Source organism: Halomonas sp. TG39a (assembly GCF_000744395.1).
GTDB lineage: Bacteria > Pseudomonadota > Gammaproteobacteria > Pseudomonadales > Halomonadaceae > Vreelandella > Vreelandella ventosae_B.
On the sequence record NZ_JQLV01000001.1, the window covers coordinates 3,153,264 to 3,172,462 of the forward strand.

The 19,199-nt window shown below is 54.7% G+C and carries 17 protein-coding genes; all 17 read right to left on the reverse strand.

The features are described 5' to 3' along the window. Positions 1 to 53: 53 nt before the first annotated feature. The 17 genes from U738_RS14085 to salA all read right to left on the reverse strand — a co-directional run bounded on the left by U738_RS14085 (position 54) and on the right by salA (position 19,085). A complete protein-coding gene (locus U738_RS14085; protein WP_035581586.1) occupies positions 54 to 1,226 on the reverse strand; it encodes an ABC transporter substrate-binding protein in 1,173 nt (390 codons plus the stop codon). Between the two features lie 104 nt (positions 1,227 to 1,330). After that, positions 1,331 to 1,819, reverse strand: a complete 489-nt coding sequence (gene benB / locus U738_RS14090) for a benzoate 1,2-dioxygenase small subunit (RefSeq protein WP_035581588.1) — start codon at positions 1,817 to 1,819, stop codon at positions 1,331 to 1,333. A gap of 26 nt (positions 1,820 to 1,845) precedes the next feature. Continuing rightward, complete coding sequence (locus U738_RS14095; protein ID WP_035581590.1) at positions 1,846 to 3,213, reverse strand: Rieske 2Fe-2S domain-containing protein; 1,368 nt, start codon at positions 3,211 to 3,213, stop codon at positions 1,846 to 1,848. Between the two features lie 99 nt (positions 3,214 to 3,312). Next, complete coding sequence (gene catA, locus U738_RS14100) at positions 3,313 to 4,287, reverse strand: catechol 1,2-dioxygenase (protein WP_035581592.1); 975 nt, start codon at positions 4,285 to 4,287, stop codon at positions 3,313 to 3,315. Positions 4,288 to 4,815: 528 nt separating this feature from the next. After that, the gene (locus U738_RS14105; protein ID WP_035581594.1) at positions 4,816 to 6,060 is read right to left on the reverse strand and encodes a benzoate/H(+) symporter BenE family transporter; all 1,245 of its coding nucleotides are present in this window, start codon (positions 6,058 to 6,060) and stop codon (positions 4,816 to 4,818) included. Positions 6,061 to 6,133: 73 nt separating this feature from the next. Further along, positions 6,134 to 6,934, reverse strand: a complete 801-nt coding sequence (gene benD, locus U738_RS23225) for a benzoate diol dehydrogenase BenD (protein ID WP_035581596.1) — start codon at positions 6,932 to 6,934, stop codon at positions 6,134 to 6,136. Next, positions 6,931 to 7,956: a benzoate 1,2-dioxygenase electron transfer component BenC gene (gene benC, locus U738_RS23230; RefSeq protein WP_035581598.1), complete on the reverse strand. Its 1,026-nt coding sequence runs from the start codon at positions 7,954 to 7,956 to the stop codon at positions 6,931 to 6,933. The genes benD and benC overlap by 4 nt, the downstream gene beginning before the upstream one ends. A 24-nt stretch (positions 7,957 to 7,980) precedes the next feature. Continuing rightward, positions 7,981 to 8,469, reverse strand: a complete 489-nt coding sequence (gene benB, locus U738_RS14120; protein WP_035581588.1) for a benzoate 1,2-dioxygenase small subunit — start codon at positions 8,467 to 8,469, stop codon at positions 7,981 to 7,983. Between the two features lie 26 nt (positions 8,470 to 8,495). Continuing rightward, complete coding sequence (locus tag U738_RS14125; RefSeq protein WP_035581590.1) at positions 8,496 to 9,863, reverse strand: Rieske 2Fe-2S domain-containing protein; 1,368 nt, start codon at positions 9,861 to 9,863, stop codon at positions 8,496 to 8,498. Positions 9,864 to 9,962: 99 nt separating this feature from the next. Further along, the gene (catA, locus tag U738_RS14130) at positions 9,963 to 10,937 is read right to left on the reverse strand and encodes a catechol 1,2-dioxygenase (RefSeq protein ID WP_035581592.1); all 975 of its coding nucleotides are present in this window, start codon (positions 10,935 to 10,937) and stop codon (positions 9,963 to 9,965) included. A 64-nt stretch (positions 10,938 to 11,001) separates the two neighbouring features. Beyond that, positions 11,002 to 11,292, reverse strand: coding sequence for a muconolactone Delta-isomerase (gene catC / locus U738_RS14135; protein WP_035581600.1), 291 nt, complete (start codon positions 11,290 to 11,292; stop codon positions 11,002 to 11,004). A 42-nt stretch (positions 11,293 to 11,334) separates the two neighbouring features. Next, on the reverse strand, positions 11,335 to 12,453 hold the full coding sequence (locus U738_RS14140) for a muconate/chloromuconate family cycloisomerase (RefSeq protein ID WP_035581603.1): 1,119 nt from the start codon (positions 12,451 to 12,453) through the stop codon (positions 11,335 to 11,337). A 411-nt stretch (positions 12,454 to 12,864) separates the two neighbouring features. Beyond that, positions 12,865 to 14,037 (reverse strand): ABC transporter substrate-binding protein, encoded by a 1,173-nt coding sequence (locus U738_RS14145; protein WP_035581605.1) that lies wholly within the window; start codon positions 14,035 to 14,037, stop codon positions 12,865 to 12,867. 40 nt (positions 14,038 to 14,077) lie between these two features. Next, positions 14,078 to 15,532 (reverse strand): aldehyde dehydrogenase family protein, encoded by a 1,455-nt coding sequence (locus U738_RS14150; protein ID WP_035581608.1) that lies wholly within the window; start codon positions 15,530 to 15,532, stop codon positions 14,078 to 14,080. A gap of 57 nt (positions 15,533 to 15,589) precedes the next feature. After that, on the reverse strand, positions 15,590 to 16,702 hold the full coding sequence (locus U738_RS14155; RefSeq protein WP_035581610.1) for an NAD(P)-dependent alcohol dehydrogenase: 1,113 nt from the start codon (positions 16,700 to 16,702) through the stop codon (positions 15,590 to 15,592). Between the two features lie 50 nt (positions 16,703 to 16,752). Next, complete coding sequence (catA, locus tag U738_RS14160) at positions 16,753 to 17,727, reverse strand: catechol 1,2-dioxygenase (RefSeq protein ID WP_035581612.1); 975 nt, start codon at positions 17,725 to 17,727, stop codon at positions 16,753 to 16,755. A gap of 59 nt (positions 17,728 to 17,786) precedes the next feature. Beyond that, positions 17,787 to 19,085 carry a salicylate 1-monooxygenase gene (salA, locus tag U738_RS14165; protein WP_035581615.1) on the reverse strand — a complete coding sequence of 433 codons (1,299 nt, stop codon included), beginning with the start codon at positions 19,083 to 19,085 and terminating at the stop codon, positions 17,787 to 17,789. Positions 19,086 to 19,199 lie beyond the last annotated feature (114 nt).

Consider the following 19,199-nt stretch of genomic DNA (forward strand, 5'->3'; position numbering starts at 1 on the left):
AGAATCAATGTGAGGGGCGAGTATCACTCGCCCCAGGGTGATTAAAGATGCCGTTACATCTGGCAAGCTTCATCGGGAACTTCAAAATTCTCGGAAGCGATACTAACGACTTCGTGCTTGCCGTCTCGAATCTCGCGCAGATACACATTTTGGATGGGGTGGTGGGAGTCAGAGAAGCTCAAAGGCCCGCGTGGACTCGCCAACTGGACGTTGGCCAGGACATCAATCAAACGCTCTTGATCTGATGTATCACCACCGAGCACATTGAGTGCCTGTACTAGCATCATGCCCGTGTCGTAGCCCTGTACCGCGTAGGTATCAGGTATTTCACCGTAGGCATTTTCATAAGCTGAAACGAAGGATTGGTTAGCATCATTTTCGAGGGTTTCCGCGTAATGAAGCGTGGTCATTACACCTTCGCCTGCATCACCTAGAGCCGTTAAATTACCCTCAGTTAGGAAACCTGAACCTAGCAGCGGTATGCTCTCTTTCAGGCCTGCTGCCGCATAATCCCGAACAAAGCTGACACCGCCACCGCCCGCGAAGAAGGTATAGACAGCGTCAGGCTCAAGGCTGGCAATTTGTGTCAGATAGCTCTGAAATTCAGTACTAGGGAACGGCACTAAAATTTGCTCGATGATTTCACCACCTTCAGCAGTAAAAGCCTCTTCAAAACCAGTAAGGTCCTCTTTGCCACCTGCATAATCCCAGGTAATGGTGACAACTTTACGATGCCCTTGATCGTAGGCCACTTTGCCCATCGGGTAGCTGTCTTGCCACATGCTAAACGAAGTACGGAAGACGTTTGGCATGCAAAGTTCATTAGTGGCGGCCCCCAACCCTGCGTTCGGAATGATGGTGATGGCACCGGTCTGCTTGGCGACCCGCAGCATCCCCATAGCTACGCCGGAGTGTACCGGGCCGATCACAAAGTCAACGTCGTTCCCATTGACGAGGCGGCTCATGTTCTGAGGCGCTTTGGAAGGGTCAGCTTCTGAATCAAGCTCGACATACTCCACATCACGGCCACCCAACTGACCGCCCTCTTGTTCAATGGCCAGCTTTAATCCGTTCGTAATGGCTTCCCCAAGGGCTGTATAAGTACCTGAATAAGGAAGCATTAAGCCGAGCTTCACCGGGTCTTCGTTAGCAGCGACGTTCATAGCTGAGAACATCGCGGTAGCGCTTAGCAGAGTGGCGAGGGAGGTCTTTTTAAATGTTTTCATTATATTTTCACCAGGGTTAAGTTGTTTTTAAATTTTCATTTTCAACTTGCTATCGCTTCACGCGATAGCAAGACAAGCGACATCCCTGTCTTCATCAGCACCGATTACACGTGGTAAACATCAATGACCTGATGGATATAGTCGTTATTCAACTGCACGACTTTTCTTGTGATCAGTGGGCTCTCCCCCGACACGTCCAGGGTGTAGAAGCACGTGCCGAAAAAGCTGTCGGTTTTCTTGTAGCGGTGGTTGAGCGTGTGCCAGTTGAACCGCAGGGTGACCGTGTCGCCCTCGTGCGACAGGATTTCCAGATTGGTCACCTGATGCGTGGTGCGCGGTTCCGGCGTACTCGCCCCACTGCGCTCGGTCTTGATCCGGTAGACCCGGTCTTCCAGCCCTTCGCGGTTGGGGTAGTAGATCAACGAGATCTCACTGTGCGGGTCGCGGGTGAGCTGGTCGTCGTCGTCCCAGGCGGGCATCCAGAACTCGGCGTCCTTGCGGTAAAGCGTGAGCCACTCGTCCCACTCTCGGTCGTCCAGCAGGCGGCCTTCGCGGTATAAAAAGGCTTGGATGTCGTGATAGCTAATGCTCATGTCACTTCTCTCCTCTTTTCAGGCGCTTAGGCGGACGCGGTGGCGATAAACTGGCTGCGCTCTTTGTCGATAGCGCGCAGCATTTCGTCGACCCAGTGCTTGTGGTGCAGCACGTAGAGTCCTTCGTCTTCCGGTGAGGCTCCGCTGAGCAGGGGCTTCATGTCGATCGCCTGGGCTGTTTCATCGGCGCCTTCGATCCACTGTTGGGCCCCGCGGGAGAGGTCGTTCCATTCGGCCAATGCACCGTTATAGCCTTCTTGGCAGGCGCGGAACTCTTCAAGATCGTCGGGCGTGCCCATGCCGGAGACGTTGAAGAAGTCTTCGTACTGGCGGATGCGCACACGCCGGTCTTCGGCGGCTTCGCCTTTGGGGGCGAAGCAGTAAATCGTGACTTCGGTTTTGTCCACGGCGACCGGACGGATCACGCGGATTTGCGTGGAGAACTGGTCCATCAGGTAGACGTTGGGGTAGAGGCAGAGGTTGCGCGTCTGGTTGACGATGGAGTCGGCACGGGCGTCGCCTAGCTGCTCCTGGATCCAGTCCTTATGTTGGTAGACCGGGCGCACTTCTGGGTTGAGCAGCCGGGTCCACAGCATCATGTGGCCGTTTTCGTAGGAGTAGAAGCCGCCTTTGCTTTTGGACCAGCCGTCGGCGTCCACCGCTTTGGTACCGCCCGCATCGTAGTTGCGACGCTCCATGGTGGAGGCGTAGTTCCAGTGTACGGAGCTGACGTGGTAGCCGTCGGCGCCATTTTCGGCCTGGAGCTTCCAGTTGCCGGTGTAGGTGTAGGACGAGGTGCCGCGCAGGATTTCCAAGCCTTCGGGGGCTTGGTCGACGATGTTGTCGATGACCTTGGTGGTTTCGCCCAGGTGCTGCTCAAGCGGTTGTACATCATCGCTCAGGCTGCCGAACAGGAACCCTTTGTAGTTCTCGAAACGCGGCAGGCGTTTGAGGTTGTGGGAGCCATCCTGCTTGAACTGGTCAGGGTAGGCGCCGTTCTTCTCATTTTTGGCCTTGAGCAATTGGCCGTCGTTTTTGAACGTCCAGCCGTGGAACGGGCAGGTGAAGGTGCCCTTATTGCCGCGCTTACGGCGGCATAACGTGGCGCCACGGTGGGCGCAGGCGTTAATCAGGCCGTGCAGTTCGCCCTGCTTATCGCGGGTAATGATCACCGGCTGGCGGCCCATGGTGACGGTCATGTAGTCACCCGGCTCACTGATCTGGCTCTCGTGGGCCAGGAACAGCCAGTTGCCTTCGAAGATGTGCTTCATCTCCAGTTCGAAGAAGGCGGGGTCGGTGAACATGCTGCGGTGGCAGCGGAAGATGCCCTTGTCAGGGTCGTCCTGGACGGCGCCGCGCACGCGGGCTTCGAGCTGATCAAGCTGTGTGGTCATGATCTCTCTCCTCAAATACTTAGGCATAACCTGGGGTGTTAGGCGCTAACGCATCGGACGGTGGACGTCAGCCAGTCGTTAGCGCGAGGTTATGGGGCTTTAAACCTTGGCGGTTCCAGCGAGCTGGCTGGCTAGGTCCTGTTCGTCTTCTTTGGCCCGTGGGCGGGCGTGACGCACCTGCAGCTCCGGCGCCTCGGCGGGGGCCAGTGCCACATCGAACACCACGTGGGAGAACGGGCCGTCCAGATCACGCTTGGCGATCTCGGCCGGGTCTTCGATCCGCTCGGCGGGGACGACCAGCTCTTCGCGGGTGGCAAAGGCAAAGTCATCAAAGGTATAGGGGTCGCCCGCCAAGTTGATCTGGGTGGTCAGGTGTTGATGGCCGGGGGCAGAGACAAAGTAGTGAATATGCGCCGGGCGTTCGCCGTGTCGACCCAGGGATTTGAGCACCACATCGGTCGGTGCGCCTTCAGGCACCCCGTAGCCGGAGGGAATGATGCTGCGCGCGGTGTAACGACCGTCGCTGTCCGCATAGATCGTGCGGCGCATGTTGTACTCGTCCTGGGAGGGATCAAAGAACGAGTAGCCACCCTTGGAGTTGCAGTGCCAGATCTCGACCTTGGCACCGGCAATCGGCGTGCCGTCGACATCGCGCACCTGACCGGTCAGCCACATCACCTCGGCATCGGGATCACTGCCGTCATCCATGCGGGCGAAGCCTTCGGCTTCCGGGGCACCGGCCACGTAGAGCGGGCCTTCGATGGTGCGTGGGGTGCCGCCGGTGCGCTTGGCTTCGGCATCGATAGCGTCCTGGCGCATATCGAGGAAGTGGTCGAAGCCGAGACCGGGTGAGAGCAACCCGAACTGGGTCTGGCTACCCAGGGCATTGAGCAGGTTGACGCCCGCCCAGTACTCTTCCTCGGTGACATCGAAGTCGTCGATCAGCTTGAACAGGTCGCCGACCAGGCGATGGACAATTTGCTTGGCGCGGTCATTGCCGCCTGACTGGTCAAAGCCGGCAACGGTTTTGACAAAGTCTTGCACTTCGGGGGTGTCGAATATCTTCACGGTCATGGCGAAACCCTATCGTTGGTTTTTTATCGTTGTCTTTTGCCCGGCGATAGCATCAGTACATTCAAGGCGAGATTGGAATACGTCTATCTTGGGCTTAAAGACGACAGTTGTTGTTGTGTTCGTCACTAATATCGACCAGGTCGTAACCACCCGACCAATATCGTTTGAGTTTCTTTCCATACTTCATAGGTATCTCAACAGCCGTTAGTTTTTTGTTCCACTGGCCTAAGAATTAGCCAGAAAATTAATAAGTCTTTATTTTCAAAGTTAATTTCTAAAAACATATTAATAAACCTGCTAACAATAATCGGTATGATTGCTGCTCATTTCGATCTGTCGAGTGGGATAACGGATTTCAGGGGCCATAATGTTGATGTGGTTACCTACAAGCAGGGATCTATTGTCTTCAACTTGCGACAAAAGGATTAAGGGCTAAGTAAAAAAGAATCTATAAAAAAGGCCCGCGCTGCGATAGCAGACACGGGCCAAGGAGGATAACTATTATCGAGTTACAAAGATGGCAACGGATCAACCGCCTTTATTGGCCACCTTACGATTAAAGATAAATTCGAAGTCCTTAGTTTCAAAGATTGCCGAAACAACAACGCCCAGTACTAATGCCCAAAACGTGGCGCCAATACCAAGGATCTGGATACCGGATGCAGCGATTAAAAAAGCGAACAATGCGCCTATTTCATGCTTCTTGCCAGAAAAAGCGATAGCCATTGAAGAGGTGATCACACGCATGAGCGCTAACCCCGCGATAATGGCAATGAAATAGCGTGGGGTTGCCTCCAGTAAGCTGACCACATAGCCATAGAAAGGCGCGGCAATGACAAAGATAGCCCCCGCAATCACCGCTGCTACCCAACGCTTGTCATGAGTCCCCGCCTCTGGCGAAGCACACACGCCGGTCATCGGTGCCGCGATGCAAGTACTGTGCAAATTGAAGAATGACGACACCATGGTGCCTAAGCCACCCACTGCGGTAATCGCGTTAGCCGGCGCATCCTTGTAGCCCATCCCTTTCACCAAACCAACACCTGCTGGTGTTTCCATGCCGACCAGAATAATAGCGAGTGGCAGACCGTAAGTCAGAAAAGCTCCAAGAGTAAACTCAGGCATGATGAACTCAGGGAAACGAATGGTTGCTTCTATACCGGACAGATCCACGCCAGTCGCTATCAGGTACAGAATTCCTGCCAGCATGGCCACAATCAAGGGCGGAATCTTGCGAAAGAGGCGTGCAGAAATAAAGAAAGCCAGGATCATGATAGAGGCTGGCACAACAGCACTCTCCAGTGGCTTTACCATGTTGAGGCCGAAACTCAGCAGCATACCGCCCACCATGCCCATCACTATCGGCATCGGTATCAACCGCATAACAATACCCATTACGCCGGTTAAACCAGCAACCAATGTGATTGCTCCCGCAATCAGGCTAGCGCCTAATGCAGCTTCCAGCCCCACCACCGGAATGACGGCGGCGAACATCAGTGCACCTGGGATGGAGTTGGCCATAGGCAGTGGTAATCGGTAATACGCCGGCATGAATAGACCAAACAAGCCATTGATCATCAAATAGCTTATTACCCAAATCATGATGAAGGAGGAGTCGAGGCCCGCAGACGTGCCCGCACTGATGTGCACGACCCCTACGCTGAGCCCTAAGATTCCCGCCACTAGCCCGGTACTGGCGTTGTCGGCATTGAGGTCACGCAGGAAATCGCGAGGCGCATACCTTAGGCTGACGCCTTTCTCAATATGTTTCACGGTTTGCTCCAGGGGATTATTGTGCTTAGAGTTATAATTAAAGCTTATTTAGAATTATTTGTTTTTATGACTGTTAGCCGAGGTCGCCGCCCGCTACGGGCAGTACACTACCGGTGATATAACTGGCCTCATCAGAAGCAAGGAATAAGATAGGCGCGACCATTTCATCTAGCGTGCCGTAGCGGCTCATCAAGCAGCTCTGCTTGGTCTGATCGATATGCGCTTGAAACCACGCTTTCTCCGTCTCGTTACTAGGCGTCGGCGTTCCACGTGAAATTCGCCTGGGCGGTGCTTCGGTGCCACCGGGTGCCGTTGCAACGACACGGATACCATGCTCGGCATATTCAAACGCCAGTGACGCGGTTAGCGCATTAATACCGCCCTTCGCTGCCGAGTAGGGGATCCGGTGAATACCCCGCGTTGCCGCTGAAGATACATTGACGATGACGCCGTTACCCTGCTCGACCATTGTTGGGAGCGCCGCACGGCAGCACCAAAGCGTAGGCATTAGAGAACGATTGATCTCTGCCGCAATCTGCGCTTCAGTAAACTCTGTAAACGGCTTGAAGTTAATCGCGCCGCCTACGTTGTTAACCAAGATATCGATACGGCCAAATTGTTTGAGCGTCGCCTGCATGACTTGCTCGGCGCCTTCCCATGTTTCTAGGTCAGCTTGTACCGCAATCACTTCGCAGCCCTGCTTGCTTAGCCCAGCAACGATCTCGTGGATATCATCAGCGCGATCTACCAATACCAAGCGCGCGCCTTCAGCGGCGGCGCGCTCAGCAACCCGTTGCCCAATTCCTTGAGCAGCACCCGTGACCACCATTACTCGATCTTGAAAACGTGGGCCGTCAAAACGATGATTGCTCATGCGCTCTCTCCCACTTGATTAGGTGTGAACTTCTCATAGTGGAAGCTCTGAGGCTCGATTCCTTCAGCGTCGAAGTACTTCAGCACAGCATCTACCATCGGGGGCGGGCCACACAGGTAAACGTCCACATCGCCGTCATGCATTACCTCGGCGTCCATGTGGTGCGTCACGTAACCTTTACGCGCATGCTCGCTAGCCTCGTCGACCACCACGGTGGCGTAGGTAAAGCTAGGAATTTTTTCTACGAAGGCATCTAGCGCATCCGTTTTGACCAGATGGTCATCTTTATTGACGCCGTAAATCATATGAATCGGTGTATCACAGCCCTTTTCGACCAATTGCGCTAACATGGAAAGGAACGGAGCCAGACCCGTGCCGCCAGCAAGCATGAGCACCGGACGCTTCACTTCTCGCAGGTAGAAGCTGCCCAGCGGGCCGGTCAGCGTAAGCTTTTCGCCCACTGTCGCGCGCTCGGTTAAATAGCCGCTCATTACCCCATTGGGGATGTTGCGAATTAAGAAGGTGGCACGCTTGTCCCCCGGCAAGGAGCTGAAAGAGTAGGAGCGGTGCACCTCAGTACCGGGCACATCAATATGAATATACTGCCCCGGCAAAAAGGCGAGCCCCTCGGCATCATCCAAATCAACGGCTAGTTCAATACTATCTTCGGAAAGTTGCTCAACCGCTGCTACCATGCCCTCAACCTTGCCCACCTGTGTTTTACACAGCGTGGATGCCACTGGCACTTGAATAACGCAGTCCGAAGAAGGCACCATTTGGCACGTGAGTACCTGGCCTTCAGCGGCTTCCTCATCGGAAAGCGCATCTTCCAGATACTCGTCCCCCATGTCGAATTCGCCTTGTTCGCAGTGGCCTTTGCAGGTACCACATACGCCGTCAGAGCAGTCCATCGGCAGGTTAACTTTTTGTCGGTAAGCGGCGTCGAGAACGGTTTCCCCCTCTTTACAGCCGATGAACCGGGTCACGCCGTCCTCAAAGTTGAGGGCAATGGTATAACTCATGGTTAGCTCTCCTCTCTCCTCAGGTCACACGTGATACACGTCAATAACCTGATGGATATAGTCGTTATTCAACTGCACGACTTTTCTTGTGATCAGTGGGCTCTCCCCCGACACGTCCAGGGTGTAGAAGCACGTGCCGAAAAAGCTGTCGGTTTTCTTGTAGCGGTGGTTGAGCGTGTGCCAGTTGAACCGCAGGGTGACCGTGTCGCCCTCGTGCGACAGGATTTCCAGATTGGTCACCTGATGCGTGGTGCGCGGTTCCGGCGTACTCGCCCCACTGCGCTCGGTCTTGATCCGGTAGACCCGGTCTTCCAGCCCTTCGCGGTTGGGGTAGTAGATCAACGAGATCTCACTGTGCGGGTCGCGGGTGAGCTGGTCGTCGTCGTCCCAGGCGGGCATCCAGAACTCGGCGTCCTTGCGGTAAAGCGTGAGCCACTCGTCCCACTCTCGGTCGTCCAGCAGGCGGCCTTCGCGGTATAAAAAGGCTTGGATGTCGTGATAGCTAATGCTCATGTCACTTCTCTCCTCTTTTCAGGCGCTTAGGCGGACGCGGTGGCGATAAACTGGCTGCGCTCTTTGTCGATAGCGCGCAGCATTTCGTCGACCCAGTGCTTGTGGTGCAGCACGTAGAGTCCTTCGTCTTCCGGTGAGGCTCCGCTGAGCAGGGGCTTCATGTCGATCGCCTGGGCTGTTTCATCGGCGCCTTCGATCCACTGTTGGGCCCCGCGGGAGAGGTCGTTCCATTCGGCCAATGCACCGTTATAGCCTTCTTGGCAGGCGCGGAACTCTTCAAGATCGTCGGGCGTGCCCATGCCGGAGACGTTGAAGAAGTCTTCGTACTGGCGGATGCGCACACGCCGGTCTTCGGCGGCTTCGCCTTTGGGGGCGAAGCAGTAAATCGTGACTTCGGTTTTGTCCACGGCGACCGGACGGATCACGCGGATTTGCGTGGAGAACTGGTCCATCAGGTAGACGTTGGGGTAGAGGCAGAGGTTGCGCGTCTGGTTGACGATGGAGTCGGCACGGGCGTCGCCTAGCTGCTCCTGGATCCAGTCCTTATGTTGGTAGACCGGGCGCACTTCTGGGTTGAGCAGCCGGGTCCACAGCATCATGTGGCCGTTTTCGTAGGAGTAGAAGCCGCCTTTGCTTTTGGACCAGCCGTCGGCGTCCACCGCTTTGGTACCGCCCGCATCGTAGTTGCGACGCTCCATGGTGGAGGCGTAGTTCCAGTGTACGGAGCTGACGTGGTAGCCGTCGGCGCCATTTTCGGCCTGGAGCTTCCAGTTGCCGGTGTAGGTGTAGGACGAGGTGCCGCGCAGGATTTCCAAGCCTTCGGGGGCTTGGTCGACGATGTTGTCGATGACCTTGGTGGTTTCGCCCAGGTGCTGCTCAAGCGGTTGTACATCATCGCTCAGGCTGCCGAACAGGAACCCTTTGTAGTTCTCGAAACGCGGCAGGCGTTTGAGGTTGTGGGAGCCATCCTGCTTGAACTGGTCAGGGTAGGCGCCGTTCTTCTCATTTTTGGCCTTGAGCAATTGGCCGTCGTTTTTGAACGTCCAGCCGTGGAACGGGCAGGTGAAGGTGCCCTTATTGCCGCGCTTACGGCGGCATAACGTGGCGCCACGGTGGGCGCAGGCGTTAATCAGGCCGTGCAGTTCGCCCTGCTTATCGCGGGTAATGATCACCGGCTGGCGGCCCATGGTGACGGTCATGTAGTCACCCGGCTCACTGATCTGGCTCTCGTGGGCCAGGAACAGCCAGTTGCCTTCGAAGATGTGCTTCATCTCCAGTTCGAAGAAGGCGGGGTCGGTGAACATGCTGCGGTGGCAGCGGAAGATGCCCTTGTCAGGGTCGTCCTGGACGGCGCCGCGCACGCGGGCTTCGAGCTGATCAAGCTGTGTGGTCATGATCTCTCTCCTCAAATACTTAGGCATAACCTGGGGTGTTAGGCGCTAACGCATCGGACGGTGGACGTCAGCCAGTCGTTAGCGCGAGGTTATGGGGCTTTAAACCTTGGCGGTTCCAGCGAGCTGGCTGGCTAGGTCCTGTTCGTCTTCTTTGGCCCGTGGGCGGGCGTGACGCACCTGCAGCTCCGGCGCCTCGGCGGGGGCCAGTGCCACATCGAACACCACGTGGGAGAACGGGCCGTCCAGATCACGCTTGGCGATCTCGGCCGGGTCTTCGATCCGCTCGGCGGGGACGACCAGCTCTTCGCGGGTGGCAAAGGCAAAGTCATCAAAGGTATAGGGGTCGCCCGCCAAGTTGATCTGGGTGGTCAGGTGTTGATGGCCGGGGGCAGAGACAAAGTAGTGAATATGCGCCGGGCGTTCGCCGTGTCGACCCAGGGATTTGAGCACCACATCGGTCGGTGCGCCTTCAGGCACCCCGTAGCCGGAGGGAATGATGCTGCGCGCGGTGTAACGACCGTCGCTGTCCGCATAGATCGTGCGGCGCATGTTGTACTCGTCCTGGGAGGGATCAAAGAACGAGTAGCCACCCTTGGAGTTGCAGTGCCAGATCTCGACCTTGGCACCGGCAATCGGCGTGCCGTCGACATCGCGCACCTGACCGGTCAGCCACATCACCTCGGCATCGGGATCACTGCCGTCATCCATGCGGGCGAAGCCTTCGGCTTCCGGGGCACCGGCCACGTAGAGCGGGCCTTCGATGGTGCGTGGGGTGCCGCCGGTGCGCTTGGCTTCGGCATCGATAGCGTCCTGGCGCATATCGAGGAAGTGGTCGAAGCCGAGACCGGGTGAGAGCAACCCGAACTGGGTCTGGCTACCCAGGGCATTGAGCAGGTTGACGCCCGCCCAGTACTCTTCCTCGGTGACATCGAAGTCGTCGATCAGCTTGAACAGGTCGCCGACCAGGCGATGGACAATTTGCTTGGCGCGGTCATTGCCGCCTGACTGGTCAAAGCCGGCAACGGTTTTGACAAAGTCTTGCACTTCGGGGGTGTCGAATATCTTCACGGTCATGGTGTAAACCTCTATTTTTATAGGCTATTTTTTTATAAAAAGAACTGGCGTGTTCTGTTAGCAATTAGCTGTCGTCGTCACGAACCGAAGAAGGGTGGCGACAGAGTGGCTTGACGCTAATGTCCATATAAGGGAAGAGTGGCAGGTTACTAACGAGTTCCTGCAGCTCGGCATTGTCTTCCACATCAAAAATACTGACGTTCGAGTAGCTGCCCGCTACCCGCCACAAGTGGCGCCATTTGCCCTGGCGCTGCAGGTCTTGGGAATACGCCTTTTCAGTCGCCTTAATCTTCGCCGCTTGCTCTGCGGGCATATCGGTTGGCAACTTAACGGTCATCTCTACTTGAAACAGCATACGTCTCTCCTCTTGGATCGCGGGCGAACGCAAACGATGGCTTTATTTACGCGAGTAATGCGCCAACTTATCTTCATCTAAAGTGATGCCCAGCCCTGCCCCTTGCGGTAACTCCACCCCAAACTCAGTGTAGTTGAGGGGCTCAACGACGATGTCGTCTTTCAGCAGCAGCGGGCCAAACATTTCCGTGCCCCAGGCCATTTCCGGCAACGTCGCCCAGGCGTGTAAAGAGGCAGCCGTGCCAATGGTGCCCTCTAGCAGTGTGCCACCATATAGGCCAACCCCCGCCGCTTGCGCGACATGAGCCAGTTCCAGCACACCGTAGATACCGCCGGATTTGGCAATCTTCAGCGCAAAAGCACCACTAAATCCGCTACAGACAAGATCTAGTCCATCGCGGGCATCCTGTACGGCCTCGTCAGCCAGCATTGGGACGTTGAAACGGTTAGCCAAGCGAACTAAACCAGCATGTGCGCGGGCAGGAATGGGCTGCTCGATTAACTCAATACCGGCATCTTGCAGTGCCTGAATACCCCGCACCGCCGTGGATTCATCCCAAGCTTGATTAACATCTACGCGCACACTGGCACGGTCACCCAGTGCTTCTTTAATTGCCGCCACATGACGTACGTCCTGATCAAGCGGATTGGCGCCAATTTTAAGTTTGAAGTCGCAATGGCGACGCTGTTCTAAACGCAGCAACGCCTCATCAATATCCTTGGCGGTGTCACCGCTGGCCAGCGTCCATAGCACGGGCAAGTGCTCTTGCTGTGCGCCACCGAGAAGGTCAGCGATACTCAAGCCCAAGCGCTTGCCCTGGGCATCTAATAACGCGGTTTCTAGCGCTGACTTGGCGATCATATTGCCGCGAGCGTGGCGGTTAAGCCGGGCGCGTAGCTGATGAACATTGTGAGAGGGCTGACCAATCAGCAGTGGTGCAAGATAGGTATCTATATTGCGCTTAATACTCTCCGGACTTTCCGGGCCATAAGCTAGGCCACCAATGGTGGTGCCTTCGCCGAGCCCTTCTATACCGTCAGAGTGGCGCATGCGCACAATGACCATGGTTTGGCAGGCCATAGTGGTCATGGAAAGTTTGTGAGGGCGGATGGTCGGCAAATCGACCAGTAGTGTATCAATATGTTGAATGACGGTTGACATAGCAGCTCCGGCGTCTGGCAATCGTTGACTTGAAGTCAGTTTGATTGCGCTAGTAAGACGGAACCAATATTGTTTAGGTGCTTGGCCATACCGAGGAGGTATTACCAGCACGTAGTGAACCCTGTGTGCTACTGCACTCATTGCCTATTGCTAACGTACCTTTACTGCTGAGACATATAAAAATGCACTTGGCGCACTTAAAACCTATTAATATATCTTTTAAATCATTAGATTACGCAACACCACACCCATAAAGCCGCACTCTCATTCCTACGCCAGTTAGTTAAACCACGTTTGCGACAAAAGAATAAGGCTGAGCGGTGGGCTGTAGGGACAAAAAAAGCAGCATGACTAAAACCATAGGGATTTAGCCACGCTCACATAAGGATCGCTTTCTAACTTAGGGTTCACTTACATCTGGCAAGCAGCATCAGGAGACTCGAGCTGTTCATGCGCGACCGACAATACTTCATGGCGACCATCACGAATCTCACGCAGGTAGATATTCTGGATGGGGTGGTGTGATTCAGAAAAGCGAAATGGCCCCCGTGGACTCTGCAACTCTACGGCAGCCAGTGCTGCAATCAATGCATCGCGGTCACTGGTATCACCCTCTACCACATCAAGTGCTTGTATTAGCATGGCACCGGTGTCATATCCATGCACCGCGTAAGCATCGGGCATCTCACCATAAGCCTCTTGATACGCGGCTACGAAATTCTGATTTTCTTCACTCTCCAGTGTTTCTGCATAATGTAGCGTCGTCAATACGCCCTCCCCTGCGTCTCCTATAGCTGCCAAATTTCCTTCGGTCATAAAGCCAGAGCCCAGTAAGGGAATATTTTCTTTGAGCCCAGCAGCCGCGTAGTCACGCACAAAGCTGACGCCTCCTCCACCCGCGAAGAAGGTATAAACAGCATCAGGGTTGAGGCTGGCAATTTGCGTCATGTAACTCTGAAACTCGGTGCTGGGAAAAGGAACCAAGATTTGTTCAATGATTTCACCACCGGCTTCCGTAAATGCCTCCTCAAAAGCCGCGAGATCCTCTTTGCCACCGGCATAATCCCAGGTAATCGTTACCATCTCGCGGTGACCACGGTCATAGGCAACTTTTCCCATAGGGTAGCTGTCTTGCCACATGTTATGAGAAGTACGAAAGACGTTGGGCATGCAAAGTTCGTTAGTTGCCGCTCCCAATCCGGCATTGGGAATAATGGTAATAGCACCGGTTTGCTTGGCCACCCGAAGCATCCCCATGGCGACACCAGAGTGGACGGGGCCAATAACAAAGTCGACCTCGTCACTGTTTACTAAACGGCTCATATTCTGAGGCGCCTTTGAGGGATTGGCCTCGGAATCAAGCTGGACATACTCGACTTCACGCCCCCCAAGCTGTCCACTATTCTGCTCAATAGCGAGCTTCAAACCATTGGTAATGGCCTCGCCCAGTGCCGTGTAGGTACCCGTATAGGGCAACATTAAACCTAGCTTTACGGGCTCATTACTTTCAGCCATTGCAAGCTGGCCTGCCATCAACAGGCCAAACCCACATACTGGTGCCAGCATCTGATTTTTGGTTTTCATTTTTTTACCTTTTGTTGTTATCAACCACAGCTTAAGTCTTTTACTTCAGTAGGCGGATAGCATGCTCTTCTACATACTCACTCATACCCGCTTCACCGAACTCACGACCAATACCGCTGTGTTTAATACCACCAAACGGCATGCGTAGATCCAGCGAGTCAAAGGCGTGACTATTGATGAAAGTACTACCTGCCTCAATTCGTGAAGCCAGCTGCATTCCACGTTCACTGTTAGAGGTCCAAACGGATGAACCGAGACCGTACTCGCTATCATTCGCCCATTCGATCACTTGCTCCTCGTCGTCATAGGCGATCACAGGAATTACCGGGCCGAACTGCTCGCAACAACTCACTTGATCGGTGTGGGAAGCGCCAATAACAACGTGTGGCAACATATAATAGCCATCATTTTTATCGATACCGTCGGCCATGCGGCCCAACTCAACAACCTGGGCGTCAGACGCTTTTGCGGTATCAATGAGCTTGAGCACATTCTGATATTGCGCCTCCGTTGCCAATGGGCCGAAATTAACTCCCTCGCTCAAGCCATGCCCCACTACAAACTCGCTCACCCGGTTGCATAAAGCATCGATAAACTGATCATGTATGGCACGCGGCACATAGATACGTTTAACGGCAAAGCAGATCTGACCTGAGCGTGTAAAGATACCGGATAGCATACGATCTAATGTCTTCTCAATATCGGCATCGTCCAACACAATCGCCGGGTCGTTACCGCCCAGTTCCAGGGTGAGGTTTTTGATGGATTCGGCTGCACTCTTCATAACCGCCCGGGCTGTCGCGGTGCCGCCGGTAAATCCAACTTTACGCACCAGCGGGTGGGTGGTCAGTGTCTCACCCACCTCAATGTCGCCATGCACCACATTGATAACACCCGGGGGGAAAACCGCTGCCATACGCTGCAGCGCAATGGTCAGTGCTGCAGAGGCAAAGGGGGAAGGCTTTAGCACCAGAGTGTTGCCGGTTGCCAGGGCTGGCGCCAACTTCATCATCGTTAATACCACTGGCATGTTCCAGGGAACGATAGCAGCGACGACACCTCTTGGCTGCTTTTCAACACGGATCGTACATTGGTCGTCATCAATATTAACCGGCTCAAGGAAGGCTTCTGCAAGGCTCGCCGTATGCTGAAGCACGCCCTTACCCAGTGCAAAATCAGTCTGAGCTTCCCAGAGCACGCCACCATGCTCACGTACGAGCAATGGTGCCAGATCCTCGGCACATTCACCCAGTATCTCGCCAGCCTTCAGCATCATTTCAACACGTGCTTTTGGCTCCGTTTTTCTCCACAAAAGATATGCCTTATGCGCGGCCTGAATGGCTTGCTCGGCATCATCGGCCGTACCTACCGCTACACTCGCCACCACATCTGAGAGCTTGCCCGGATCAATATGGCTGCGATACTCGTTGGCGTCTTTTATTTCACCATTAATTAAATGGCCTATTTTGATAATATCTTCGTTGGTAGGCGTCATGTCAGCTTCCTTTTTTATTTAATAACAATCAGGGGTAACTTAGCTTTATCAAAAGGGTTACCTGAGTCTTACAACAGGTTTAATAACAGCGCCCTTCTTAGAGTCTTCAAAACCTTGATTAATATCATCGAGAGAATAGAATTTAATTAGCTTTTCAAATGGAAAACGGCCTTGCTTCCATAGCTTGACTAATCGAGGAATAAATTCCTGTGGTATGGAACTGCCTTGCACAACTGTCTTAAAGGTCCACCCCTTAACAAGAGAGGCACCTACTTCAAAGGGGACTTCCGTGCCAGGCGCTGCCGCCCCCACCAACACAAGCACTCCTCGAATTCCCAGCGTTTCGGCAGCTTTCTTGGTTACAGCTGGGATCGCTGTTGTATCAACTGCGTACTGAACCCCCTCTCCATCCGTAATCGTTTTAATTTCTTCGGCGACATCACGACTGCTGGAATTGATGGCATGCGTTGCGCCGATCTCAAGCGCCAATTCTAGCCGTGAGTCATGAATATCAACGGCAATCACCGTGGTACATCCCGCCACTTTCGCCGCCATAATGGCCGCTGAACCAACTGCCCCAACGCCAAAAACAACCAACGATGACCCGGCTTCTGGTTTAATTTCGTTGAGAACGGCGCCCGCTCCCGTTTGTAGCCCGCAGCCAAGTGGCCCCATCAGCTCTAGCGGTACATCCTTGTCAATAACGACCACACTTTCTTCCACGACATTGGCATACGTCGCAAAGGAGGACTGGCCGAAGAAATGAGAGGAAATAGGCTCGCCACAACACGACAGGGACGTCGAACCATCTCTGCGTCGACCTCCAAAGTCTTCGGCGAAGAGATTTTCGCAATAAGCCATTCGGCCAGCTCGGCACTGTTTACAGGCGCCACAATAAGCGGCTGAGAGCACAACGTGGTCGCCCACGTCGACATTTCTGACGGTTTTACCTACTGAAATGACCACGCCAGCCCCTTCATGCCCCAGCACAGCAGGCAAGGGAGTCGGGTAAACACCATCTCTGACAATAGCGTCGGTGTGGCAGATACCTGTCGCGACCATTTCCACTCTTACTTCGTTATCTTTCAGCTCATCAAGCTCAAGCGCTTCAACGGTAAGAGCAGCACCAGTAGTACGCGCTACAGCAGCCTTAATTGTTGTTGTTGCCATTAAATCTCTCCTTTAAAAAATGTTTAAATTCCGTTACTTATTTCCTCTAATCAAACCTTGGCGGTACCGGCGAGCTGGCTGGCAAGGTCTTGCTCGTCTTCTTTGGCCCGTGGGCGGGCGGGACGTACCTGCAGCTCGGGCGCCTCGGCGGGGGCCAGTGCCACATCGAACACCACGTGGGAGAACGGGCCGTCCAGATCACGCTTGGCGATCTCGGCCGGGTCTTCGATCCGCTCGGCGGGGACGACCAGCTCTTCGCGGGTGGCAAAGGCAAAGTCATCAAAGGTATAGGGGTCGCCCGCCAAGTTGATCTGGGTGGTCAGGTGTTGATGGCCGGGGGCAGAGACAAAGTAGTGAATATGCGCCGGGCGTTCGCCGTGTCGACCCAGGGATTTGAGCACCACATCGGTCGGTGCGCCTTCAGGCACCCCGTAGCCGGAGGGAATGATGCTGCGCGCGGTGTAACGACCGTCGCTGTCCGCATAGATCGTGCGGCGCATGTTGTACTCGTCCTGGGAGGGATCAAAGAACGAGTAGCCACCCTTGGAGTTGCAGTGCCAGATCTCGACCTTGGCACCGGCAATCGGCGTGCCGTCGACATCGCGCACCTGACCGGTCAGCCACATCACCTCGGCATCGGGATCACTGCCGTCGTCCATGCGGGCGAAGCCTTCGGCTTCCGGGGCACCGGCGACGTACAGCGGGCCTTCGATGGTGCGCGGCGTACTGCCGGTGCGCTTGGCTTCCGCGTCGATGGCGTCCTGGCGCATATCGAGGAAGTGGTCAAAGCCGAGACCGGGCGAGAGCAACCCGAACTGGGTCTGGCTACCCAGGGCATTGAGCAGGTTAACGCCCGCCCAGTACTCTTCCTCGGTGACATCGAAGTCGTCGATCAGCTTGAACAGGTCGCCGACCAGGCGATGGACAATTTGCTTGGCGCGGTCATTGCCGCCTGACTGGTCAAAGCCGGCAACGGTTTTGACAAACTCTTGGACTTCGGGGGTATTAAAGATTTTTACGCTCATGAAATACTCCATTATTTTATTATCGCAACTTGTGGTTATTATCAACTGTATAATCGGTATTAATTCAATGTAACTCGCAGCTTCCGAGCGGCAATCACATCGTCGTGCGGATCGTGGTTCCAAAGCCAATCGAAGCGGTTTTCCAGGTTTTCAATCAGCTTGGCCTCATCGTCGCCGATATTCTCACCGGCATATTCATAGACATCCCCAGCCTCATGGGACGTTTGTTGAACCCTGCAGGTGCGGGCGTGACGTACTTGCTCAAAAGCGGCTAAGAAATCGCTCACTGTGTGGCGATCACAATGTTCATCCGTGAGGAGGCTTGCCAGCACGTAGGCATCTTCAAGCGCCTGCCCCGCTCCCGCCCCCTGGTGCGGCACCAATGCATGGGCGGCGTCGCCAACAATCAGCACACGGTCACGATGGTAGTGGGTGAGTTCGGGTAACTCATGCAGCGCCCAACGCGTTGGCTCAGGAATACATTCAAGGATTGCTTGGCAGGCTGGACTCCACCCCTCGAAAACCTCCAGCATTTCCTTCTGGCTGGTGGCTTGTACCCACTCTTCACCTTCGGCAAGTTTAGGGTTCGGTGTAGAGCGGTCAGTAATAAAAGCGACAACATTGATCAGTTGCGACTGCTTAACGGGGAAAGTCAGGATGTGCCGGTCTTTACCGAGATACATTTGGGGCACAAGTGCTAGGCGCTTCTCGCTACCTTTAGCCTCTAAAGCGGCCTCTAACTCATCGGTGGGGATCATGCCGCGGTAGGCGTAAGTGCCACTCCAAAACGGGGTAATCTCGCCGTACTGCTCTGGAGGTAAGACATGGCGGCGCACCGCGGACTTAATTCCATCGAAACCAATGATCACATCGCCGGTAAAATGTGTGCCATCATCAAAGTAGGCTGTGGCGCTATCGGCATCTTGCTTAACTTCGACACAGCGCTTGCCAAAGTGAGCGAGGCCCTCCGGTAGATTGGCGACAATGGCGTCCAGAAAATCGGCACGGTGTACCGAGGATTGACCGACACCTGGCGCTAAGCTGGCGGTCAAGTAAGCATCATCACTGCCACGCCGCCATTCAAACCAAACATCTTCAAAGGGAGCGGGCGAAGAGTCGGCTATACGTTGATAGGAGTCTTCCAAGCCCAGCCGTTGAATAGCCTTTACCGCATTAGGGCCAAAGGAGACCCCAGCACCAATTTCAGAGAACTGAGGAGCAGCTTCGAAAAGCTGGATATCGAGTTGGCTATCGCGAGATAACGCGACGGCGAAAGCCACACCACCGATACCACCACCGACGATGCCAATCGAAAGACGTTTTTGCTGTGTATTTGCTACTGTATTGTTAGCTACCATGATTTCACTCTGCTCTGGGGCTTATCGTTGTATGTTGAGCGTCATGCTCTCCCCCTAACGCTATTCGCGAGCGTCAACAGCCACCACACAGCCTCTTTCATTCAGACTATAAAC

Excerpts from the sequence above, each read along its gene's own strand:
- benB (WP_035581588.1), bottom strand. The coding sequence starts at position 8,469 with ATGAGCATTAGCTATCACGACATCCAAGCCTTTTTATACCGCGAAGGC.
- U738_RS14125 (WP_035581590.1), bottom strand. The coding sequence starts at position 9,863 with ATGACCACACAGCTTGATCAGCTCGAAGCCCGCGTGCGCGGCGCCGTC.
- benB (WP_035581588.1), bottom strand. The coding sequence starts at position 1,819 with ATGAGCATTAGCTATCACGACATCCAAGCCTTTTTATACCGCGAAGGC.
- U738_RS14155 (WP_035581610.1), bottom strand. The coding sequence starts at position 16,702 with ATGGCAACAACAACAATTAAGGCTGCTGTAGCGCGTACTACTGGTGCT.
- U738_RS14085 (WP_035581586.1), bottom strand. The coding sequence starts at position 1,226 with ATGAAAACATTTAAAAAGACCTCCCTCGCCACTCTGCTAAGCGCTACC.
- catA (WP_035581592.1), bottom strand. The coding sequence starts at position 4,287 with ATGACCGTGAAGATATTCGACACCCCCGAAGTGCAAGACTTTGTCAAA.
- benC (WP_035581598.1), bottom strand. The coding sequence starts at position 7,956 with ATGAGTTATACCATTGCCCTCAACTTTGAGGACGGCGTGACCCGGTTC.
- U738_RS14140 (WP_035581603.1), bottom strand. The coding sequence starts at position 12,453 with ATGTCAACCGTCATTCAACATATTGATACACTACTGGTCGATTTGCCG.
- U738_RS14145 (WP_035581605.1), bottom strand. The coding sequence starts at position 14,037 with ATGAAAACCAAAAATCAGATGCTGGCACCAGTATGTGGGTTTGGCCTG.
- benD (WP_035581596.1), bottom strand. The coding sequence starts at position 6,934 with ATGAGCAATCATCGTTTTGACGGCCCACGTTTTCAAGATCGAGTAATG.
- U738_RS14150 (WP_035581608.1), bottom strand. The coding sequence starts at position 15,532 with ATGACGCCTACCAACGAAGATATTATCAAAATAGGCCATTTAATTAAT.
- U738_RS14095 (WP_035581590.1), bottom strand. The coding sequence starts at position 3,213 with ATGACCACACAGCTTGATCAGCTCGAAGCCCGCGTGCGCGGCGCCGTC.
- catC (WP_035581600.1), bottom strand. The coding sequence starts at position 11,292 with ATGCTGTTTCAAGTAGAGATGACCGTTAAGTTGCCAACCGATATGCCC.
- salA (WP_035581615.1), bottom strand. The coding sequence starts at position 19,085 with ATGGTAGCTAACAATACAGTAGCAAATACACAGCAAAAACGTCTTTCG.
- catA (WP_035581612.1), bottom strand. The coding sequence starts at position 17,727 with ATGAGCGTAAAAATCTTTAATACCCCCGAAGTCCAAGAGTTTGTCAAA.
- catA (WP_035581592.1), bottom strand. The coding sequence starts at position 10,937 with ATGACCGTGAAGATATTCGACACCCCCGAAGTGCAAGACTTTGTCAAA.